Origin of the sequence: Micromonospora parva, from assembly GCF_000718515.1 — a bacterium.
GTDB classification, from domain to species: domain Bacteria; phylum Actinomycetota; class Actinomycetes; order Mycobacteriales; family Micromonosporaceae; genus Micromonospora; species Micromonospora parva.
The window spans coordinates 331,099-352,759 of record NZ_JNZS01000007.1; the positions used below are offsets into that span (position 1 = coordinate 331,099).

The window sequence follows — 21,661 nt, forward strand, 5'->3', positions numbered from 1 at the left end:
GGGCAGGGCCGGATCAGTGCTTTCGGACATCACGATCGCTGCTCATCCCGTCACCGGTTCGGGTCCGTCGTCGTGACGCGAGGGACGCCTCCGACGTGTCGGAGGTTGAACGCCTCGGTGCCGGTGGGAACACGTGGCCGCATTGACGTACGGCGGACATCTGCCCGTCGTCGTGGAGATGGTTCGGCGGTGCGGCGCGCGTCCGCCGGGGCGGCGCTCTGCCAGCACTGTGCTGCTCCCGCGCTGACCGTTCCCAGCGCGGTTGCCCCCACGCTGCAGCGATGGTCGCCATTTCAGCACACCTGCGGCCGCTCGGGCAACATCGACAGTCGTCTGTGGTTGTGGTCCTGTGGGGCGATTGCGATGGGCGACCGCTGGTGACCAAGGGGTGGAGGTGCGCAGCCGGATAGGGTCTCGGCTGTGACAGCAGTACCGCCACCGACGGGTCCGTTCCGGTGGGACCTTGTCTCTCCGGCCCAGCTCGGCGCGCTCCTCGACGCTGTCCCCGAGCCCGATCTGTGGTTCCTACCCGACCTGCTCGAGTGCGCCGCCAAGGTCCTTGCCCGCAGCGCCGACGCGGACCTCTACTTCGTCGGCCGCTCCCCCGACAGCAGCGTTGGCCGCCCTCGCCGAAGCCGTGGCCATCGTCGCCTACGGCCGCTCGCCCGAAGGGCGAGCCGGGCTTACCGCCGCGATAACCGGCGAACCCACCATGCGCCAGCCATGGGTACGGTCGCTGGTAACCGAACTACGCCGGCCCGTCACCACCCGCCAGACCTGACCGGTGCCCACTGTCGGGCCTGCGGCGAAATCGTTCCGACAACCCCACCGTGTTCCGGCCGCTGCCGCGCCTGCGAGAACTTCGTCTCGGTGATCCGCTGTCCGGCGGCACGTCGCTGGTCAGGGCGTTCCCCCTGCGCCACCACCTGAATCGAAGTTCGCCGCGTCGCCATAGACAGCGTTCTCCGCGATGGCGGCGGAATAGCGCTCGGGGACACCTCGACCCCGCTCGAAGATGTCGCGACCAGGGCGCGGCGATCTACGCCGTATCGCGCGCATGGCGGACCGCGCCGCCGCCACCTTCTCCTCGGCGGTCTGTGGCCGACGGCGTCTGCGCCGATGAAGCAGGACTGTGCCGCCCGTGGCGAGCCCGATGCCAGCGAGCAGGAGATACCACCACATGTCCTCACAGTAGAAGGGGCCCGCATCTACGCGGGTACCCCGCTGGCAGCCGCGATCCCGGTGGTCCGCGCCCCGTCATTGCCGGCGGACTCGCCGCCCTCGCCGCTGTCCGTTAACCCGGAAACCGCGCCTCGCTCAGGAACCGGCGACCGCGCCACTGTCGGTGGCGGGCACCTGAGGGCGGACCTGGGCACGGACCTCTGCGATCGCGTCGGCCAGGACTTCCACTCCGTCGACGATGGAGCGTTCGGTGAGGGTGGCGTAGCCGAAGATCAGCCCGCCGAGCCCGGCAGGGCTCACGCGGTACCGGGAGACGCCCTGCACGACCAGTCCGCGCCGGGCGGCGGCGGCCACGACCGACGCCTCGTCGAGGTCCTGCGGGAGCCAGGTCACGACGTGTTGGCCCGCCGCGACACCGACCGGCTCCAGTTCGGGTAGCCGTGCGCGCAGCGCGGCCAGGAGTGCGTCGCGACGGCGGCGGTAGACCGGGCGCATGCGCCGCAGGTGCCTGTCGAATTCGCCGCGGGTGAGGAAGTCGGCGAAGGTCAGTTGGTCGATGACGGGAGAACCGCGGTCGGCCCGTACCTTGGCCGCCGTGATCTCGTCGACCAGGTGTGCCGGGGCGAGCAGCCATCCCAGGCGCAGCCCCGGCGCCAGGGTCTTGCTCGCCGTGCCGCAGTAGACGACGGTGTCGGGTGCCAGCCCCTGCATGGCGCCGACGGGCGCCCGGTCGTAGCGGTACTCCGCGTCGTAGTCGTCCTCGATCACCACGGCGCCGCGGCGCTGCGCCCAGCCGATGACCCGGGCCCGCGCGGTGGCCGACAGGACGCCGCCGGTGGGCCACTGGTGCGAGGGCGTCAGCACGACGACGTCCGCGTCGGTCCGTTCCAGCTCCTCGACGAGGAGGCCGTCTGGCCCGACCGGGACGCCGATCACGTCCAGGCCGGCCACGGCCGCGACGAGGCGGGCATCGTCGTCCGCGGACGGGTCCTCGACGGCCAGCCTGCGCGCGCCGCGCGCCGCGAGCACCTGGAGTATCAGCGCGACGCCTTGGCCGTAGCCGCTGCAGATCACGACGTTCTCCGGACGGGCGGATGTGCCGCGGACCCGGTTGAGGTAGTCGGTCAGGGCGACGTGCAGTTCGGGTACGCCACGCCCGTCGAGGTAGGCGAAGCGTTCGTTCGGGGTGGTGGTGAGGACCGTTCGCACCGAACGCAGCCAGGCGGCGCGTGGGAACGACGACACGTCGGTGCGGCCGTACCCGAAGTCGATCTGTGCCGCCGGTCGGTCAGCGCCGCTCCGACCTGCCGTCGGTGGGGCCGGCTCGACCGCGACCCGGGTGTACCCGCCCGCCCGACTGGTGAGGTAGCCCTCGGCGACGAGTTGCTGGTAGGCCTCGACGACGACGCCGCGGGCGACGCCGAGATCGGCGGCGACGGTGCGGGTGGGCGGCAGTGACGTTCCGAGACGCAACCGGCCGGCCCGGATGCCGCCCCGGATGGAGGCGGCGATCTGCCGGTGCAGCGGTTCGGCGGCGGACCGGTCGACATGGATGAGCAGGTCCTCCGCGGTGCTCGAATTGGTCCTGATTCGCCCCATGGAATCGGACCTTACCGGGTGTACCGATTTCCATCAGGCTCAGATGTATGACGACAACGACCAATCCCCGCTTTGACGGCCGCGTCCTCACCCCCGGTGATCCGGGTTACGACGCGGCCCGCACCGTCTGGAACGCCATGGTTGACCGGCAGCCGCGGATGATCGTGCAGGCCGCGAGCGTCACCGACGTGGTGGCCGCGGTGCGCCTGGCCCGCGACCTCGACCTGGAGATCGGCGTACGCTGCGGCGGGCACAACGTGGCCGGCTTCGCCGTCCCCGCGAACGGCCTCATGATCGACCTGACCCCGTTGAACGGCGTTCGGGTCGACCCGATCCGGCGACGCGCCCGGGTCCAGGGTGGCGCGCTGCTCGGCGCACTCGACCGGGCGTCGCAGCCGTACGGCCTCGCCACGACTGCCGGCAACGTCTCGCACACCGGGGTCGGCGGCCTGACCCTCGGCGGCGGCATGGGCTGGCTCGCCCGCCAGCACGGTCTGGCCTGCGACAACGTCGTCTCCTACACGATGGTCACCGCGGACGGGAAGGTGGTCACCGCGAGCCGAACCGAGAACCCCGACCTCTACTGGGGCCTGCGCGGCGGGGGTGGCAACTTCGGCATCGTCACCGACTTCGACTTCCACCTGCACCACATCGGTACGCGGACCCTGGTGGCCGAGTTCGACTTCCGCGCCGAGGACGCCGTGCCGGTGCTCGAAGGCTGGCGGGACCTCAACGCCGTCGCGCCACGGGAGGCGACCTTCACCGCTGATGTCCACGACACTGCCAGCGGCCCCATCGCCACCGTCGGCTTCGTGTGGGTCGGCGACCCGGCACCGGGTCTCCGGTTGCTGCCGGCGATGCGCGCCCTCGGGCGCCCGGTCGCTGAGCGGGTCACCACCCCGTCATACCTGCAGTTGCAGCAACGCGACGACACCGTCGGCGGCCACGCCTACCGCCGGTACTCCAGCGCGCACTACCTGCGGCGGTTCCCCACCGCCGCGATCGAGGCGTTCCTGCTGCGCGGTGCGGCAGACCTGCACGCCGGCACCCACCTGCCCGGTGTCGGCCTGCAGGCGCACGGTGGCGCGATCGCTGACGTCGCGGATGCCGACGCGGCGTTCAGTCACCGCGGTACCGCGTTCGAGTTCGGCGCTGGCTCCCGCTGGACCGATCCGGCCGAAGACGACGTTCGGATGGCAGCGGCGCGCAGTGCCGGAGCGGCACTGGGCCCGTACGCCGACGGCGTCTACGTCAACTCACTCGCCGCCGACGAGGGGCAACACGGGGTACGCCGCGCGTACCCGGCCGCCAAGCTCGCCAGGCTCACCGCCCTCAAGACGGTCTGGGACCCCCACAACGTGTTCCACCTCAACCACAACATCCGGCCCCACAGCCGGTAGCGCGTACCCCCTGGCAGCGCCGACGCCCGCCGGCAGGATCCACCGCGCACCGGCGGGTCACCGCCTCGACGCGCGCCGGGTGGAGGTCACTGTGCGGTTGGGCGGTGGGCGGGTTGGAACAGTTCGATGAGGTTGGCGGCGGGGTCGGCGAGCAGGATCTGGCGCCCGCCGGGGCCGGCGATCACGTCGCTGCGGAACGACACCCCTTCGCCGCGTAGTCGGTCGATCTCCGCATCCAGATCGTCGACGATGAGGTGGATGCGGTTGCGTCCGGCGTCCGCGGCGTCGTCGGGGGTGGCGCGGGCGCCGGAGCTGGCCGGCCCGGACAGCAGCAGCCGCAGCGGGCCGCGTACGACGTCGGCGAAGGCGGGCACGGCGCTGGTGTGCACTGTGAAGCCGAGGTGGGTGGTGTAGAAGTCGATGGCCGCCTGGACGTCATCGACGATGTATCGGACGCTGGCGTGCTGCTCAGTCGCTGTCATGGCGGCATCTCTCCGTTAGGTTCGGGTGGCGTTGAGGGCAGGCAGCAGGTGTCTGGCGTGGGTGTCGATGTCGGCCGCAGTGCGCTGAGCGGCGGGTAGCTGGCCTGGTCGGTGCCGCCGCCAGAGTGCATCGAGTGTCTAGGATTCACCACGTGTCCGGATACCGCGACTTTCAGTCAGGCTTGAGATTCCTGCCGACACTGGCGATCGCTCCCGATGGTGACTCGATCGCCTACGTCGATGACGCCAACGGACAATTCAACCTGGTCACCCAAGCACTGTCGGCTGGCGACACGCGACGTCTTACCGCCGGCACCGACTCGACGGTCCGTCGGGTGGCATGGCATCCCGGCGGTGAATGGCTGTTGTTCCTCGCCGACGACAGCGGGGACGAGAACACGCAGCTGTACCGGGTCGACGCTGCTGGCGGGATCACGGTGCAGCTAACCGACGCGCCGGACGTGCAGTACTCGGCTGCCCTCGGCGACCCGTTCTCCCCCGACGGCCGGTTCATCGCCTACTGCGGTAACGACCGGAATCCGGCCGACCAGGACGTGCTTGTGCACGACCTGCCGACCGATGAGGTACGCCGGATCTACACCGGCGGCGGCAGGGTCCACCCCGGGCACTGGTCCCCCGACGGGTCCCGGCTCACCCTCGCCGAATGGCGGACCACCAACAGCGACCACCTGGTCCATCTCATAACTGTCGACGGTGCCGAACCGCGATCGTTGACGCCGTACGACGATGTGGCGACCTACTGGTTGGGGCCGTGGCTGAGGGACGGCAGCGGATTTCTGGTGCTGTCGAACGTCGGTCGGGAGTTCACCGGGCTCGCGACCATGGATGCCGAAAGCGGCGCCCTCACCTGGCTGGACACCCCGGATTGGGATGTGGAGGAGGTCGCTCTCTCGGCGGACGGCCGGGTCCTGGTCTGGAACGTCAACGTCGACGGCTTCTCCCAACTGCGCGGGCGTGACCTCGTCAGCGGCGTCGACATCCGCATGCCGGAACTGCCAGCTGGCACGGGGACCGGCCTCACCGTGTCCGGCGACGGGCGGTTCGTCGTGCTGCGGCTGTCCACAGCAACCCGACCGTGGAACATTCTCCTGATTGATCTGGAGCTTGGAGAGCTCAGGTGGCTGAGCAACGTTCGGCCGGTCGCGGCCGACCCCGCCACCTTCCGGGAGCCGACGTTGGTTCGTTATCCGGCGCAGGACGGCCGCCAGATCCCTGGCTATCTCTACCGTCCTGAAGGACCGGAACCAGCCGGTGTCCTGATCTCGATCCACGGTGGTCCGGCCTGGCAGGAGTTGCCGGTCTATATGCATGACGGCTTCTACCAGTATCTCCTGGCACATGGCATCGGCGTCTTCGCTCCCAACGTGCGGGGTTCTCTTGGTTACGGCCGCACCTACTCCGACCTCGTCAACCGCGACTGGGGCGGTGGCGATCTGACCGACCTCGCTGACGCCGTCGCGTACCTGCGGGCGCAGGAGTGGATCGACCCGAATCGCATCGGCGTCATGGGTGCCTCCTACGGCGGCTTCGCCGTGTTGTCGTGCCTCAGCCGGCTGTCGGAGCTGAACTGGGCCGCCGGTGTCGATTTCTATGGACCGAGCAATCTGGTCACCTTGGCCAAGGCGTCACCGCCGACGTGGCGCTCGTTGGTGGCCGCGGTGATCGGTGACCCGGAAGCCGATGCGGATCGACTGATGGCGCGCTCGCCGGTCACCCACGCCGACCGGATCCAAGCTCCCCTGATGGTCGTCCAGGGCGCCAACGATCCTCGCGTACCACGGCAGGAGAGCGATCAGATCGTCGAGCGGCTTCGATCCCGTGGCGTCGAGGTGCGCTACGAGGTCTTCCCAGACGAAGGCCACGGCCTGCTTCGCCGCGACAACCAGGCGAGGGCCTTCGCGGATGCCGGCGAGTTCCTCATCAGGCACTTGCGCGGTCGCGGCGGCTCCGTTGGCCAGAGCGGGCACTCCATGGACGACCACCCCGAGGAGAACGACAGTTCCTCTCCCCTGCTCGGCCAGTGAGTCCGCCGGGCGTACGGCCCGCCACCAGGGGTTCCGCAAACCGGTGGCCGCTACCGCCGGTGTCGAACGTCCTCGCCAGCAGGGTCCTCCCTACCCGAAGCGGATCGCCCTTGTTCAGGTGACCCAGTTCGTGGGCCAGGAGCGAAGCCCGGGCCCACGAACTGGGTCAATGGCGGGTGGGGCGCGCTACGGCTTCAGCACGATCTTTCCTCGCGCGTGGCGGGACTCACTCAACTCGTGGGCGGCGGCCGCTTCCTCCAGGGAGAAGACGGCTGCGACCGGCACCGTGAAGCGGCTCCGCTCGGCGAGTTCGCCGGCGGCGGCGATCCCTTCGAGAGCCGGTGAGTCCGCGCCGGGGCCAGAGCCGCGCGACAGGTGCACGCCGTACGCCGGGGCGTTGATGTCCGCGATGCTCACCACCCTGTCCGGGCCGGAGACCAGCCGGACCAGGTCGGGTATCGAGCCGGAGCCGGCACAGTCGAGTACCGCATCCACTCCGCCGGGCAGCAGCGCGTCGACCCGCCCGGCCAGCCCGGAGCCGTAGGTGGTCGGGATGGCCCCGAGCGAGGCCAGGAAGCCGTGATTGCGGTCGCTGGCCGTGCCGATGACGGCCGCGCCGCGAGCGACAGCGAGTTGGATCGCCGTCGTACCGACCCCGCCGGCCGCACCCTCGATCAACAGCGTGGTGCCGGCCCGCACGCCCAGCAGGTCGAGCACGCGGGTGGCCGTCTCGATGTTGCCGGCCGCGCCGCCCGCCTGTTCCCAACTCAGGGCGGCCGGCTTCGGTGCCCACGCGGCCAGGACGGCGTATTCGGCGTTCGCTCCGCCCATCTGGGCGTAGTCCGTGATCCCGAACACCTCGTCGCCTGGCCGGACCGTGGTCACCCCGTCACCGATCTCGTCCACCACGCCGGCTGCGTCGACGCCTGGCACGTGCGGCAGGCGGAGCGGAATCCATTCCTGGAATCGGCCGGCGCGGACGTATGTGTCGGCCGGATTGACACCCGAAGCCCGAACCGCCACCCGGATCTGCCCGGGTCCGGCGTGCGGTTCCGGTGCCTCCGAGACCGCAAGCACACTCGCGGGACCGTACTGGGAAAATTGCAGAGCCCTCATGTGCGGGGACGCTAACGCGCCTGCGCCGTCCGCCTCGCTAAAGTGAGAGCAGTGACCGCCCATTTGTCTCACACCCTTCGCTCCGACGCGCTGGACAACCGGGAGCGCATCCTCGACGCCGCCCGCGCGGTCTTCGCCGTTGCGGGTCTGGACGTGCCGATGCGGGAGGTCGCACGGCATGCCGGAGTGGCGCCGGCCACCCTGTACCGCAGGTTCCCGACCAAGGAGATGTTGGTCACCGAGGCCTTCGCAGAGCAGATGTACGCCTGCCGCGCCGTCGTCGACGAAGGTCTCGCCGATCCGGATCCGTGGCACGGTTTCTGTCTTGTCATTGAGAAGATGTGTGAACTGAACGCACGCGATGGGGGTTTCACCGCGGCTTTGATCTCGACGTTTCCCAATGCCGTGGATTTCGACGCGCGCCGCGAATACGCTCTCCGGTCGATCGCCGAGTTGGCCCGCCGGGCCAAGGAAGCCGGCCGTCTGCGCCCCGACTTCGCCCTGGACGACGTCATCCTCGTACTCATGGCCAACAGCGGTATCCACGCGCCGTCGCCGACCGCCAGGGTCGCCGCCTCCCGGCGCTTCGCCGCGCTCGCCATCCAGGCATTCCGCGCCAGCCCGGATGCCTCACCGCTGCCGCCTGCGGCGCGGCTGGCACCCCCCGCACCGGTGTCGCGCGGGCCAGCGGAGCCCGGCGACGAGGGCGGCCTGGCCGCCGGTTAGCCACTGCCCTGGCCTCGGCCGTCGTCTCCGGCGCGGGATGGGTCTCCTCGTCGCTCTGGGTGAGGCCGCCCCGGGTGCCCACCGTCAAACCACGCAGTCCGTGGGGCCGGGCCACGACGTGCTGCGTTGACCCGGCAGCACAGCGTAGTTAGCGTTAACAACCCCCGTCCACATCAGAGGGAGCCATCCACCGGTCAAGGAGGGTCCATTGAGACTGCGACAGCGAAGGCCACGTCTCGGGTTGGGTCGGAGAGGTAGAGGTGTCGCGGTCCTGGCACTGGGTGCGCTGCTCTCGGTCTCGTCCGCGGCGGTGCCCGCACACGCTGCCGAGGAGCAACTCGACGACGGTCTGGTGCATCATTTCGCGCTCGACGAGACCAGTGGGACGACGTTGGTCAACTCGGGTAGCGCGGGATCGGTGGCGAACGCCACGCTGGTGAACCCCGAGAAGGCGACCTTGACCGGCGAGGGAGTCAGGTTCGCCCTCGACGGCGCGTACGTGAAGCTGCCGAACGACATCACCGCCGGCATGTCCAACCTCACCGTCGACTATGACGTCTGGGTTGACCCGGCGAACGTCGGCGAGCACCAGATGTGGGGTTTTGGTCGCAAGTCCGGCTCGTGCGACGTTGACACCGGGGCCGAGGGTTCGATCTTCGCGTCGAACACCCAGCGGTTCCGCGTCGCGGTGGGTCCGGCGAACCTCCAGCAGAACCGGGTCCGCATGCTGGAGGGAGCGTGGACGCACGTCACCTTCACCCAGTCACTGAACTCGACCGGTACGAGTTGGACCGGCAGGCTCTACCTCGACGGCGTGCTGCACGCGACGTCGACGAACCTGACCACGCCGCCCTCGGTGAACGCCGCGGGGACGAACTGCAATTTCCTGGGTCGCTCGCAGACGTCGGGCCACTATTCGTTCCGCGGGACGATCCGAGACTTCCGGGTGTACGACCGGGCGGTCAGTCTCGACGAGACACTCGCCCTCGCGCAGCGGACCGTCTCCGACGGCGTCCGCGCCGACACCGACGCCATCGATCTTGGCCTGACCAGTGCGATCGTCCGTGACATCACGCTGCCGAAGGTGGGCTCCGTGGCGGGCTCGACCATCACGTGGACGAGCTCCGACCCGTCGGTCGTCGCGGTCCACACCCCGCCGGCCGTCGCCAGCGCCCGCAAGGTGGCGGTGACCGGCAGGATCACCCGGCCCGCGCAGGGGCAGCCGGACGCGACAGCCACGCTCACGGCGACTGTCCGCAAGGGCGCCCAGGAGGTCAGCACGCGGGACATCCCCGTCGTGGTGAAGGCCGAGTTCGACGATGCGCAGGCTGTCGACCGTGACACCTTCGACCTGGCCCTGAACACCACCAACGACGTACGCGGGAACCTCGACCTTGCCGCCAGGGGCGAGTTCGGCTCCACGATCACCTGGCGGTCGACCACCGACCTCGTCACCCCGACGGGTGTGGTCACCCGCCCGGCCTTCGGCCGTGCGGATGTTGCCGCCACCCTGACCGCGACCATCACCAAGGGCGCGACCTCGCAGACGAAGTCGTTCCCGGTGCGCGTCGTCGCCATGCCGCGCTCCGAGGAGTACGAGCGGTACTTCATGGGGTACTTCAAGGGTGAGGGGATCGCCGACGGCGAGCAGATCATGTTCGCGACATCCAACGGGAACACCGCGCTGGACTGGACCGGCCTGACCGGGGGTCGGCCGTCACTCATCTCCCAGCTGGGCGACCAGGGTCTTCGTGACCCGCACATCGTCCGCTCACCTGACGGCGACACGTTCTACATGATCGCTACCGACCTGAACTGGTACGACCAGGGCGGGTACGCCATCAACGACACCCAGTACATCGAGGTGTTCGAGTCGCACGACCTGGTGAACTGGACCCCGCAGCGGCACGTGAAGGTCGCGCCCGACAACGCGGGCAACGCCTTCGCGCCGGAGTCGCTGTGGGTGGAGGAAATCGGCGCCTACGTCGTGTTCTGGGCCCAGTCGCTCTGGAGCGACCCGGTGAACCGCACGGGTCAGGGCAACGCGCAGATGTGGTACGCCACGACGCGGGACTTCCAGACGTTCTCCGCTCCCCAGGTCTGGCAGAACCCGGCCCCGCTGTCACGGATCGACACGACAGCGATCCGGGTCGGCGACAACTACTACCGCGTGACCAAGAACGAGGCCGGCAACCAGGGCTCGGACATCTTCTCGGAGAAGCACACCGACTTCCTGGACAGCAACATCGACAACTGGACGTTGGTCGCGCCGGCGCTGGGGCGCACGACGTGGGTCGCCAACCAGGGGTACGAGGGACCGGTCATCTTCAAGGCCAACCCCGGTGACACCGCCTGCCCCGGCCAGTTCTACCTCTGGGGTGACCGGTACACGAACGGCGGTGGGTACCAGGCCGCGTGCCACGAGAACATCGAGGCGCCGACCTGGAACGCCAAGGCGATCACGATGACCAACGCGGGTGTCGTCCGTCCGCGTCACGGCACCGTGATCCCGCTGACCGTGCGCGAGTGGAACGACATCCGCGGGATCCCGAACAGCGACGTCGCGACCACCACCGAGGTGGCCGTCCAGCCGTACGCGAGCGGGGCCCAGGCGACCACGGCCACCGTGACCGTCACGGCAGCCGACGGGTTCGAGACCGGTGGTCAGGTGCGGCTCAGTGTCGGCTCGTGGTCGACGCTCGCCCACCTGAGCGACGGCGCGGCCACTGTCACGCTGCCGACGGGTCTGCCTGCGGGTGCCCGGACGGTCAAGGCCGAATACCTGGGCTTCGACTACCTGAAGGCGTCGGAGGCTACGGCGTCGTTCGAGGTGCCCTCCGGTACGGCCGCCGTCAAGGTCCACGCGAAGGCCACGCCGGCGTCGGTTGTCCGCGGGGACACGTTCACGCTGAACGTGAGCGTGGGGCCGACGGGCGGGCCCAAGAAGAACGCTCCGACCCCGACCGGCGAGGTCACCGTCACCTTCGGCGGCACCGTGCAGGTCGTGCCGCTGGTGGACGGTAAGGCCGTCGTCGAGTTGCCGACCGCTGGTCTGCGGCGCGGGTCGTACCAGGTCCACGTCGCCTACTCCGGCAACCCGACCTACCAGCCCCACGCCGGTAACTATCAGAAGTTGACGGTGCGGTAGCCAGCCCAGGAACCCGCACCGCTGAAGGGCGGCGCAGGAAGGAGCGGGTGGGATCAGTGGATCCCGCCCGCTCCCCTCGTGCTCGACCCCGCGGCCGGACTACGGAGTGATCATGCCCTTCGAGACGACCAGGTTGTAGTTCTCGCCGAACACGTTGAGTTCGTGGACGCCGACCTTGACGTTCTCGGTCGTACCCAGGACCTTCAGCCTGACCGCGTTCGTCAGCGCCCGGTCGAAGGTGACGTAGTCAGCCGTGTACGCGGTGGTGTTCGTGCTCCTGTCGACCAGGGGCCGCCACGTGTTGGTGGGGATGTCCTTGTACTCCAGCGTGTACCGCACGGCGTTGTCACTGGTGAACGTGCGCCCGAGCTCCTTCCACTGGATCTGCGCGGCGGAGATGTGGAAGACGGTCCCGAAGCCCCTGATGTACGTGGGCGCGGTGTCGCTGTCCGCCGGCTCCCACCACGTGGAGAGGGAACGGTCCGATCCGTAGTACGGGTTACGCCCGGGCGCATAGCTGCTTGCCCAGTACGCCTGGCTGTTGGTGGCCACGTTGTAGAGCCCGACGTCGTCCCGGCCCGAGATTTTCTTACCCGGGGCCAGTTGCGGCGTGTTGGACAACTCGCAGTCGATCGCTCCCCGTTTCGGACCGGCGGGAATCACGGTGCAGACGTCCATGCCCAGTCGCCGCTCGAAGAACTCCTCGTAGGCGATGACATAGGTGTAGAAGAACACCAGGTTTCCGGAGTTGTCGAGGACGAAGCTGCCGTGCCCGGCGTTCGGGTACACCGCACTCGGGTGGTTGTTCCCGTAGCCGATCGGGTTCTGCTGGGTGACCTTGAATCCGGAAAGCGGTTTGTCCGAGGTCATCACGCCGGTCGCGTACGTGGTGAACTCCGTGCCACCGGACGCGACCGAGAGGTAGTAGGTGTCCCTCACCTTGAACAGCTGCGAACCCTCCACGTACCCGTGTGTGTAGGTGGCCTTGTTGTCACCGATGTGCTGCCACTCCTGGCGCGGGTCGAAGGTCCAGAGCACGACCGGGTCGCTGATGAGCTGGCGGGGATTGTTCGGGTCGAGTTCGGCGCCCATGATCGGTGAGCCGATGTTGTACGTCAGATACAGCCGACCGTCGGTGTCCGGGAAGAACTGCACGTCGCCGACGCTCAGGGTCTGGCCGGTCGGGCGCAGGAAGTTGCCCATGCTGGTCCACGGCCCGGTGGGCGAGTCGGCTTGATAGACCGGCGTGTTGTTGCCGGCCATGTAGAACTTGTCGCCGAGCTGGACGACGGTCGGCGCGACCAGGCCCAGGTTCATCTGGTGGGGCGTCCACGTGAGGTAGTCGGTGGTGGACCAGACGGTGCGGTTGTTGTTCGGTGCGTTCTGCATGGCACCTGATGCGTAGAGATAGATGGTCCCGTCGACGTTCAGCGCGGACCAGTCCGCCCCGGTGCGGGCGGAGTTCTCCGAGATCCTGCTGAAGCCAACTGTGGATCGGCTCGCCAGCGTCCGCCCGGACGCTGCCGTCCACGTCTCCAGGTTCAAGCTGGCCGGGATCTGCGACGTGTTCGCGACGTTCGCGTCGGTGGGTGGCATCGTCCCCACGATGTTGCGCACCGCCATCCCCGGCAAATTGATCGGGTTGACGTACGTCTGGGCCATGTCGACACCGGCCAGTGGCACCTTGGCGGACGGGGTTTGCGGTCCGACGCCCGGCGGTGCCGGCGGCACGGGCTTCTCCGCCGCGGCCGGCACGATCGGTGCCAGTTGACCCACCCCGATTCCCACCAGGAGAGCGAGGCCAATTGCCGCCAACCCTCGACGTCGTTTCCCGGCGGCCCTCTCGATAACCATCAGGTCCCACCTTCCTTCTGGTCGTGATAGCGCTAACAACAATCGCCGTCGCCCGATTTTTCGGACAACCGACTTCACGTGGTCGGTTGCTGGGTGTGAGGCACCCTTCGAATAGGCAAGAAGGGTGAGAGAAGGCGGGTCCGCTCGACCAGCTGGGCGCTCAGCGCGCACGTTCATGGGCTCGGTCTCGCCCAGCGAGCGAGGATCAGCGACGGGCAGCTGTTAGCGCTAACAAGGTTTCGGTGATGTTAACCGTACTATCTGGAGCCTGTCAAGAACGTCAATGCCACGGCACCGTTACCGCCACCGCCGCTGCCGCTGCCGGGTGGCTGCACTCCCGCCGGACACGAAGTCGTGCCCGGAACCGTCGCCGCCCCGTAGGCGACGGTTCCGGGCGTAGACCCTCGACCGCTCGCGTGCCGGTATGCGCCGTCGGTCACCACCAGTCGAAGTAGCGGCCGGCGTGGAAGATCCCCACACCGATGGCGGCGACGATGCCGACCGCGAGCACGACCGGGGCGATCACCACGCTGCCGGCGGCGACGCCGATGGCACCAGCGGCGATGGCCAGACCCGCGCCGATGCCGACGGCGCCGGCCACCACCCCCGGGGTGTCGCCAGCCTCGGCCGCCCGGTTCATGCTGACGTACGAGACGGCGGCCAGACCGATGCCACCGATCACCAGTCCAGCGGTCATCGCGCTGACGGTGGCGACCGTGGCACCCGGCACGGCGATGGCGTACAACTCCAGGCCACCGCCGACCGCGCCGAGCGCGTCACCGACGCCCATCTCCCAGTCGCCCTGCTGGTAGTCGCCCCACAGGGCGAACGCCGACAGGCCGAACCCGAGGACGCTGAGCCCCTTGCCGGCCATGCCGGTCCGGCCCGGCAGTCCGCGCACGTGCTCCGGCGCCGTGGCGGTGGCCGGGATCTTCCGTCCCCGTCCCGGGTTGGTCGCCGTGCGGATCGCGTTTCCCACGCTGGCCGGCGCGTCGGTCTCGGTGATGATGACGGCCTGAGACCGCTTGCCGGCCATGGTGCCGCTCGGGTTGGCCTGGATCGCGGCGTCCGCGTCCCGGGTCGCCTCCCGGGCGATGTCACCGGCCCTGCCGTACACGTCGGTCGACTTGATCTGCTTGACGGTGGTCGCGGTCTCCAGGTCGAAGTCCGCCGTGTTGTCGCGCCACGGCATGCCGTACAGCCATTCGAGGATGTTGCCGCGGAACGTTCCCCGGCCGCCCTTGAACTTGAAGTTCCAGATGAACTTCTCGGCTGCGGGCGCGGTGTGCGCGGCGGCGCCACCGGTGACGCCGGGTGCGGCCGGGGCCGCGCCGCCGGAGTCGGCCGGCGGCGCGGCCGGCGGCGCGGCCGGCGGCGGTTCGGGTGGCGGCTCCGGTGCGGGTGGCGGCGGCTCGGCCGGTGGCGGCTCCGGCGGCGGAGGCGGCGGCGTCGGCCTCGGTCGCGGCGGCGCGGGAGGCGGAAGTACGGCGTGCAGCACCCAGGTGCCGCCCGGGTGCTCGGACCAGGTGCCCCCCTCCAGGTTGAGGGTGACGTTGGGCTGGTAGTAGATGACCGAGTTGCTGTTGTTGATCCGTGGATCGAGCGTCGCGCCGTGGCTGCTGAGATAGCGGCGGAAGTCCTCCACCGTGGGGTTCTCGGACCCGGTGAAGTGGGGCTCCGAGATGGAGATGTCGTGGGTTTCCGGCCCGATGACGGTGGCGGGCCGGAATCCGGACGGATCTGCCATCCCGACCGGATTGTTGCGGCAGTACCGGAACAGGTTGCCCCCGTCGACGAAGCCACCCGGGTCGGTGCTCGCCCACCGGCCCAACCACGGCACGTAGTACCGCGCCCCGGCATAGCAGAAGCCGGTCTCGTCGTCCGCCTCGTGCCCGCCGAAGCGGTACCGCTTCAGGCTGAGGTCGACGCCCGGCCGGCCGTACCGGTAGGCGGTGGTGCCGTACGGGTGGTACTCCTCGTAGGAGATGATCACCCCGGCCGCGTCGGTCTCCAGCGCGGCCGAGCCGAGGTGGTTGGTGAGCTGGTAGCGGATCAGCGGAACGCCGAGCGGGTTGGCCGGGTCGAAGCCGCCGACGTCGACGGTCTTGACGTCCACCTGGGCGACCGGGCCGGTGTCGTCGGCGATCGTGGTGGTCCAGCGCTCGTGCTGGAGGGTGCCGGTGACCCGGTTGCGCCGCCGGAACACGATGACCGCGCCCAGGAAGATCCATTCCAGTTGGACGCTGCCCGGCCGGTCCACGATCTTGCGCAGCCGCTGCCCGCTCGCCGCGTAGACGAACCGGGCCTCACCGCCGCCGCCGAGGTCGACCCGGCTGAGCTGGTCGCGGACGTTCCACTCCAGCGCCGGCAGGTGCGGCATGACGGTCAGGTTGCCGACGGCGTCGTGCGCGTACCCGGCCGAGTAGGGGCCGTCGTCGGGGTCACCGGGGACGCTCGTGGCGGCCAGTCGGTTCGTGGCGTCAGCCGGGTCGTCCTGGTACGCGTACCGGTGGTGCCGGGTCCAGCCGGCACCCACCCCGGCCTGCGTCCGGAACCGGTGCCGGAGCACGGTGAGGTTACCGAGCGGGTCGTACTCGTACTCCTCGGTGTAGGCGCGTACCGCGCCGGCATCGGTGAGGCTGCCGGCCGGCGGCACGTCGGTGTGGTCGCGGATCGCGTCGTTCGGCGCCCCGGCCAGCTCCCGCCCGCTCGCCCGGACCAGCTGGTAGAGCGGGTCGTACGCGTAGTCGCTGGCGGCCGGCACCGCCGCGTTGCCGAAGAAGGTGGGCGCGCCCGGCTCGGCCACCCGGGTCACGTTGCCCACCGGGTCGTACGTGTAGCGCAGGTCGCGTACCCCGGCGGTGAGCAGCCGTTCCAACCGGAACGTCATCGGGTCGTAGAAGTATTCGGTGACCAGGCCGTTGCCGTGCCGGGCGAACCGCCGCCGGCCCAGCGCGTCGTAGTCCTGCTCGGACAGGAACTCCACCTCCGCGCCCTGGCCACGCAGCCGCGCGGTCAGCCGGCCGAGCATGCCGCCCTCAAGGTAGGCCGGTCGTAGCTCGGTGGCGTCGGGCAGGGTGACCAGTGTCGGACGGTTGAGCGCGTCGTACTCGGCGGCGGTGCCGAAGGCCTCGCTCTCCAGCAGCGGCGCCGCGGCGGCCAGCACCGCCGCGTGGTCGGGCGCGGCGGCAACCGGCGACCAGTCCGGGCCGGCGACGTCATCGGTGGCGAGCCTGCGTTCGGCCCGCCGCGGGTTGCCCTTGAAGTCGACAGCGGGGACCCGCACCTGGCCCGCCTGGTCGAACACCAGGTAGGGCACGCCGTGCAGGCCCAGCGTCGCCGCGTCCGGGTGCCGGTCGCCGAAGACCACGTACTGCACGCAGCGCTCCGCGCCGGCGGACTCCCGGACGTACACGCCCACCGGCCGGTGCAGGGCGTCGTACGTGGTGCGGAACGTCCGACCGTGCTCGTCCCAGATCCGGCGCACCCCACCGAGCACATCCTGGAACACCCACCGCTCGCCCTTCTCCGCGCTCCACGAGCGCACCCCCGCGCCGTGCATGGCGGTGGCCGCGCTGGCGATGTGCCGGCCCAGCGCGTCGTACCCGTCCGAGGACCGGCCGGTGAGGTCTCCGGTGGTGCGTACGCCGAAGCGCTGGCCGGCTCCCCGGTCGGCCACCGAGTAGACGGCCCGACCCAGGCTGTCGAAGTGGACCACGGACGGCGTGTCGGCGTGCGCGGCGGCGAGCCACGCGGCGCGGACGGCCGGGTCGGCCGGTTCCGGATCGGAGACGGCAGGGCTGCCCCGCTCGGCGTACCACTGGCTGTCGAGCACCGTGTCGTTGGCGTCGAACAACCGGTGCGACCAGGCAGTGGACTCGACCCGGCTGAGGGTTCCGTCCGGATACCGGGTCAGCACGGCCCGACCCAGCGGGTCGTAGTAGCGGATCGCGGTGGCGCCGATCTCGCGCAGCGCCGCCGCGTCCTCGTACTCGTGGGTGGTGCTGAAGTAGGGCTGGTACCGCTTCACCGGGTTGCCCTTGTTGTTGACCACCGTGCGGCCGGTGCCGACCCAGCGTGGGTCGGCGTCCACCTCGACGGCCACCCCGTCCTCCCCCACCTCGAGGGCCCTGCCGGGATGCACCCGCGACTTGGTGATCGCCACCCCACCGGTGCCGGTGCTGTACTCGTAGCTCTCCAGCCAGCGCGTGTTGGTCGGGCCGTGCCGTTCCCGGTGCAGGCCCCGGCTGTACGCGGGCTGGCCGTTGACCATCCAGTTGAACGGGTCGTAGGTGAACGTCAACGTCGGATCGTCGAGCGTGTCACCGTCCCCGGCGCCGGGCCGGCCGAGCAGCGCCGAGGCCACCACCCGGCCCAGCTCGTCGTAGCGCACCGCGCGGCGCTGCCCGTTCGGGTCGGTGACGAGGCTCGGGCCCAGCACCCGGTAGTCGTTGACGGCGGTGGTGACCGACCAGGCCGCCTGGTCGATGGTCACCCGCTCGGTGAGCAGGTGGTAGTCGTCGAAGGTGACCGCCGTCGCCAGGCCGAGCGCGTCCCGGGCCCCGTTGGACAGGTAGAAGTGCGCGGCCGGGTCGGCGGGATAGCGCAGCTCGCCCGAGGGAATCCACCAGTCCGGGCCACCGTCGAGCTGCACGTATCCGGCGGCGGCCAGGTCCGCGCCGGTGACTGCCGTGCCGTAGCCGGCAGCCAGCGCGGCCGGCGTGAAGGCGAGCTGGTACGTCTGGTGTCCCAGCCCCAGGCTGTCCCACTGCCCGGCCGGCAGCGGCGCCAACGCGTTGTCCCGGAACCGCACCTGTGACCGGGACAGCAACCGCCGCTGCGCGCTGACCCCGTCGGCCACCACCTCGTACCCGATGGGGGTGGCCGCGGCGAATCCGGCGAGCAGTTCGGCCCGGGTGAACAGCGGGCCGGCCGGGGCCAGCCCGGTCAGTTCGTGGCCGACCGCCTCGTACGCGGTGCGGAGCCGGTACGCCGGCACGGGCACCGTGTCGTCGATGTCCGGGGTGTAGCTCTGCTCGCCGTACGTGACGTGACGGCGCCGCTGCTCGACGGTCACCTCGGCGGGCAGGTCCGGGTCGGGAGTGCTGCGGCCGTAGACCACCGCGGCGGCCTGCACGACGGTGCCGTACGGGCCGAGGACCAGGTTGAGCCGGTGGCTGATCCGGGGCTCATCCGGCTCCCGGTCGTAGGAGAGGCTGACCGCCTCCCGTTCGACGGCGACGAACACTCGCGCGTCCAGCCGCTGCACCTCATACGTCTGCTCGACCACCCCGTACGGGTGTTCCTGCGCGGCACTGCCGTCGTACGAGTACACCTCCTGCCGCAGCGGCAGGCCGCGCAGCGCCCGCCGGCTCTCCCGCAGCTCCGCGGCGGAGACTCCGACCGGCAGCTCCACACTGGGCAGGTGCCGGCCGGCGTACCACTCGGCGGACAGGTCGACCGGGGCACCGGTGTGGTACCACGTCTTCGTGGTGACCGGTGGCTGGAACAGCTCGGGCGAAGTGTCCTGATTCCCGTCGACCGCCTCGACGCCCAGCACGTGGTCCACGAACGACTCGCCGTCGATCTGCTCGACCATGCCGAAGCCGGCGAACTCCCGCTCGTCGCCGTCGTAGTGCCCGTGGTGGTAGCGGTAGCCGGTGACCAGCCGGGTCCCGGCGATCCGGTCGACCTGTTCCACCTGCTCGACGACCTGCACCGGGAACGGCAGCCGGGTGACCCACGGCTGGCCGTTGCGCCGGTCGGCCAGTTGGAAGGCGGTGGAAGCGGCGTACCGGATGATGGTTTCGCCGCCCAGGTTGTTCACCACCCGGGTGAGCAGGTGGGGCTTGCCGTCGGCGGCCAGGTCCAGATAACGCACCGGACCGGAGGCGTCGCCGGGCAGCGGCGACGACCAGACCAGGCAGCCGGTGCCGGTGCCCAGCAGGTCGGTCACCGTCACCGTCGAGTCGGGCGTGACATGCGGCAGGTCGGGCAGGTCGACCGGGGCGGACCAGCTGTTACCGGACTGGTTGTACCAGAGCCGGATCTCCCGTCGGCCCAGGTAGCACAGGTCCATCATGCCGGTGCCGTCCACGTCGGTGAGGAGCACCCGGGCGGGGTCGAACTCGTCCTGCCCGGTGAACCACGGCGCGTCGTCCATCTCGACCTTGGCGCCGAATCGGCCGTAGCCGACGTTGGGCCAGTAGCAGACGGATCCGTCGCGGACCCGGACCAGGTCGGTGAGGCCGTCGCCGGACATGTCGGCGAGGAAGACGCTCTGCCGGTCGTCGGAGCGCAGCAGCCGTGGGCCACGATCCTCGTCGGCGGGCCAGAGCGCGGGTCGCGCCGGGCCGTACCCCACCTCGGCCAGCGACTCGTGCCACGTCAGCACGGTGTCCCCGGTGAGCAGCAGGTCGGGCCGGCCGTCCCCGGTGAGGTCCAGCAGCAGCAGGTCGGGGCTGGCCCAGTCGACGGCGGGCAGCTCGCGGAACGGTTGCAGATCGGACCAGCCGGCGTCGTCGGTGCGGCGGACGAAGCCCGCCGGGACGGTGCCGAGTTGGACCAGCTCGATCCGCCCGTCCCCGTTCACGTCGACCAGTTGCTGGCGTCCGCCGGCCAGGTCGGTCAGCGACGGCACGGTGGGCAGCGCGGCGACCGGGCCGATCCGGCCGGCGCCGAGATTCGGCCGGTAGTAGAGGGCACCCTCGTGCCCGGTCAGCACCCCGGCGAGTCCTTCCCCGTCCAGGTCCACCCACAGCTCGGTGCGCCCGTCCACGCCGGCCGGCAGGTTCGCCAGGCTGTCCCGGTCCAGTTCCCGGGTGGTCGGTGCGATGGTGGCCGGGATGTACTCGAAGGTCACCGGGGGCAGTGCGGCGCTGGTGTGCCCGCCGTCGGCGGCCGGGGAGTAGCCGCGCTGCGTCACCTCGACCAGGGTGGACAGCACCGGCCCGGTGGCGTATTCCAGCTCCACCGCGCGGACCAGGCAGTCCGCTCCCACCTCCGGCTCGTCAGGGAAGTGGTGGAACATCAGGATCCGGCGGCACAGCCGGTAGGTGCGGACCTCGAATCCCGGGCGATAGGTGGAGAACGGGTCCGGCCGGCAGGTCCAGTCCCCGGTGTCAGCCGGGCGCGGGTCGTCCGGGTCGTGCTCGCCGTAGTCGAACACCACCTCGAACAACCAGCCGGCGTCGGCGATCTGGGCCGGCGTCAGGTCCACCGGGCGTCGACCGTCGGCGTCCAGCAGCGGCACCGCGTTGCCGTAGCGCACCGACTTGAGGTAGCGGTTGGTGTGCCGGTCGGTGCGGTGCCGTTCGTGCGGCCGGTCCAGGTCCAGGCCGACGGCGTCCTCGGCCTTGTAGGTGTAGGTGATGGCGTTGCCCCGGTCGTCCCGGGTCTCGCAGAGCAGCCAGGTGTGCACCTTCGCGCCCCGGCCGATCCGGGAGTCGCCGTCGCGGCCGTACACGGCCAGCAGGTTCGCCCCGGACACTGTGCGCCAGTGCACGTCACCGTCGGAGTCCCGGGTCCACCGCTCGATCCGGGCGAACGCCCCCTCGGTCCTCGGCCGGAACCGCTGCACCGTGTGCCCGGCGACCGGGGTGCCGCCGGGCACCGGGATGAGGTCGTCCTCGCCGGACAGCAGGAAGGTGTCGGTGTCGTCGTAGCGGGGCAGGCCGCGGTCGGTGCGCCGGCTGATGGCCGGCACGGGCAGCTGCCAGCCGAGGCCGAACGGGCCGTTCCCGGCGCCCGAGTCGTAGCTGAGCGTCAGGTCGGGTTGGAACCCGGACCGGCTGCCGCTGACCGGGATGGGCACCGACATGCCGCCGGTCCCGGTGACCGGGTGGGCGGCGAACGTCTCGCCGATGGCCCGGATCGCGCCGCCGCCGGTGGGCAGGCTGATCGCCGGTCCGCCGAGCCCTGGCCCGGCCGTGCCCTGACCGGCTGGCGGCGTGCCGGTGCCGGCCGCGTCGGCCGTCGGCCCGCCCGGCCCGAACGCCCCACCCGCCGCGTCGGGAGCGCCCGCGCCGGTCGGGTCGGCGGAGCCGCGCCACCGGGAGCCGGGCCCCGGCCCCCACGATCCGCCGCCGACCGGATAGCTGGTCGTCACCG

Annotated in this window: 9 protein-coding genes; 4 read left to right on the forward strand and 5 right to left on the reverse strand. The window is 70.4% G+C overall.

Annotated features, from left to right (window positions below; translation table 11 throughout):
• Positions 1-1,317: 1,317 nt before the first annotated feature.
• The gene (gene pdxR, locus IF22_RS0111070) at positions 1,318-2,781 is read right to left on the reverse strand and encodes a MocR-like pyridoxine biosynthesis transcription factor PdxR (RefSeq protein WP_051708325.1); all 1,464 of its coding nucleotides are present in this window, start codon (positions 2,779-2,781) and stop codon (positions 1,318-1,320) included.
• 47 nt (positions 2,782-2,828) lie between these two features.
• Here pdxR and IF22_RS0111075 point away from each other — a divergent pair, with 47 nt between their 5' ends.
• Positions 2,829-4,181 (forward strand): FAD-binding oxidoreductase, encoded by a 1,353-nt coding sequence (locus IF22_RS0111075; protein WP_030330934.1) that lies wholly within the window; start codon positions 2,829-2,831, stop codon positions 4,179-4,181.
• Between the two features lie 86 nt (positions 4,182-4,267).
• Here the strand turns inward: IF22_RS0111075 and IF22_RS0111080 are convergent, their stop codons facing one another.
• Entirely contained in the window at positions 4,268-4,663 is a 396-nt protein-coding gene (locus IF22_RS0111080) for a VOC family protein (protein ID WP_030330936.1), read from the reverse strand.
• Between the two features lie 560 nt (positions 4,664-5,223).
• Between IF22_RS0111080 and IF22_RS0111085 the strand changes: the two genes are divergently transcribed.
• Positions 5,224-6,708, forward strand: a complete 1,485-nt coding sequence (locus IF22_RS0111085) for a S9 family peptidase (protein ID WP_156057448.1) — start codon at positions 5,224-5,226, stop codon at positions 6,706-6,708.
• 186 nt (positions 6,709-6,894) lie between these two features.
• Here IF22_RS0111085 and IF22_RS0111090 read toward each other — a convergent pair whose 3' ends face one another.
• Positions 6,895-7,824, reverse strand: coding sequence for an NADP-dependent oxidoreductase (locus tag IF22_RS0111090; protein ID WP_030330940.1), 930 nt, complete (start codon positions 7,822-7,824; stop codon positions 6,895-6,897).
• A gap of 51 nt (positions 7,825-7,875) precedes the next feature.
• On the opposite strand from IF22_RS0111090, the gene IF22_RS0111095 reads away from it, so the two are divergent.
• Positions 7,876-8,550 carry a TetR/AcrR family transcriptional regulator gene (locus IF22_RS0111095; protein WP_036411170.1) on the forward strand — a complete coding sequence of 225 codons (675 nt, stop codon included), beginning with the start codon at positions 7,876-7,878 and terminating at the stop codon, positions 8,548-8,550.
• 208 nt (positions 8,551-8,758) lie between these two features.
• Positions 8,759-11,698, forward strand: coding sequence for an immunoglobulin-like domain-containing protein (locus IF22_RS0111100; protein WP_167337291.1), 2,940 nt, complete (start codon positions 8,759-8,761; stop codon positions 11,696-11,698).
• A 99-nt stretch (positions 11,699-11,797) separates the two neighbouring features.
• Here the strand turns inward: IF22_RS0111100 and IF22_RS0111105 are convergent, their stop codons facing one another.
• Both IF22_RS0111105 and IF22_RS0111115 read right to left on the reverse strand, forming a co-directional pair.
• Complete coding sequence (locus tag IF22_RS0111105; RefSeq protein WP_167337292.1) at positions 11,798-13,552, reverse strand: family 43 glycosylhydrolase; 1,755 nt, start codon at positions 13,550-13,552, stop codon at positions 11,798-11,800.
• A gap of 436 nt (positions 13,553-13,988) precedes the next feature.
• Positions 13,989-21,659, reverse strand: coding sequence for a SpvB/TcaC N-terminal domain-containing protein (locus IF22_RS0111115; RefSeq protein WP_051708331.1), 7,671 nt, complete (start codon positions 21,657-21,659; stop codon positions 13,989-13,991).
• Between the last annotated feature and the right edge of the window lie 2 nt (positions 21,660-21,661).

Bases quoted from the DNA above. Each gene is read 5' to 3' on its own strand.
- pdxR (WP_051708325.1), bottom strand. From the start codon at position 2,781: ATGGGGCGAATCAGGACCAATTCGAGCACCGCGGAGGACCTGCTCATC.
- IF22_RS0111075 (WP_030330934.1), top strand. From the start codon at position 2,829: ATGACGACAACGACCAATCCCCGCTTTGACGGCCGCGTCCTCACCCCC.
- IF22_RS0111080 (WP_030330936.1), bottom strand. From the start codon at position 4,663: ATGACAGCGACTGAGCAGCACGCCAGCGTCCGATACATCGTCGATGAC.
- IF22_RS0111090 (WP_030330940.1), bottom strand. From the start codon at position 7,824: ATGAGGGCTCTGCAATTTTCCCAGTACGGTCCCGCGAGTGTGCTTGCG.
- IF22_RS0111105 (WP_167337292.1), bottom strand. From the start codon at position 13,552: ATGGTTATCGAGAGGGCCGCCGGGAAACGACGTCGAGGGTTGGCGGCA.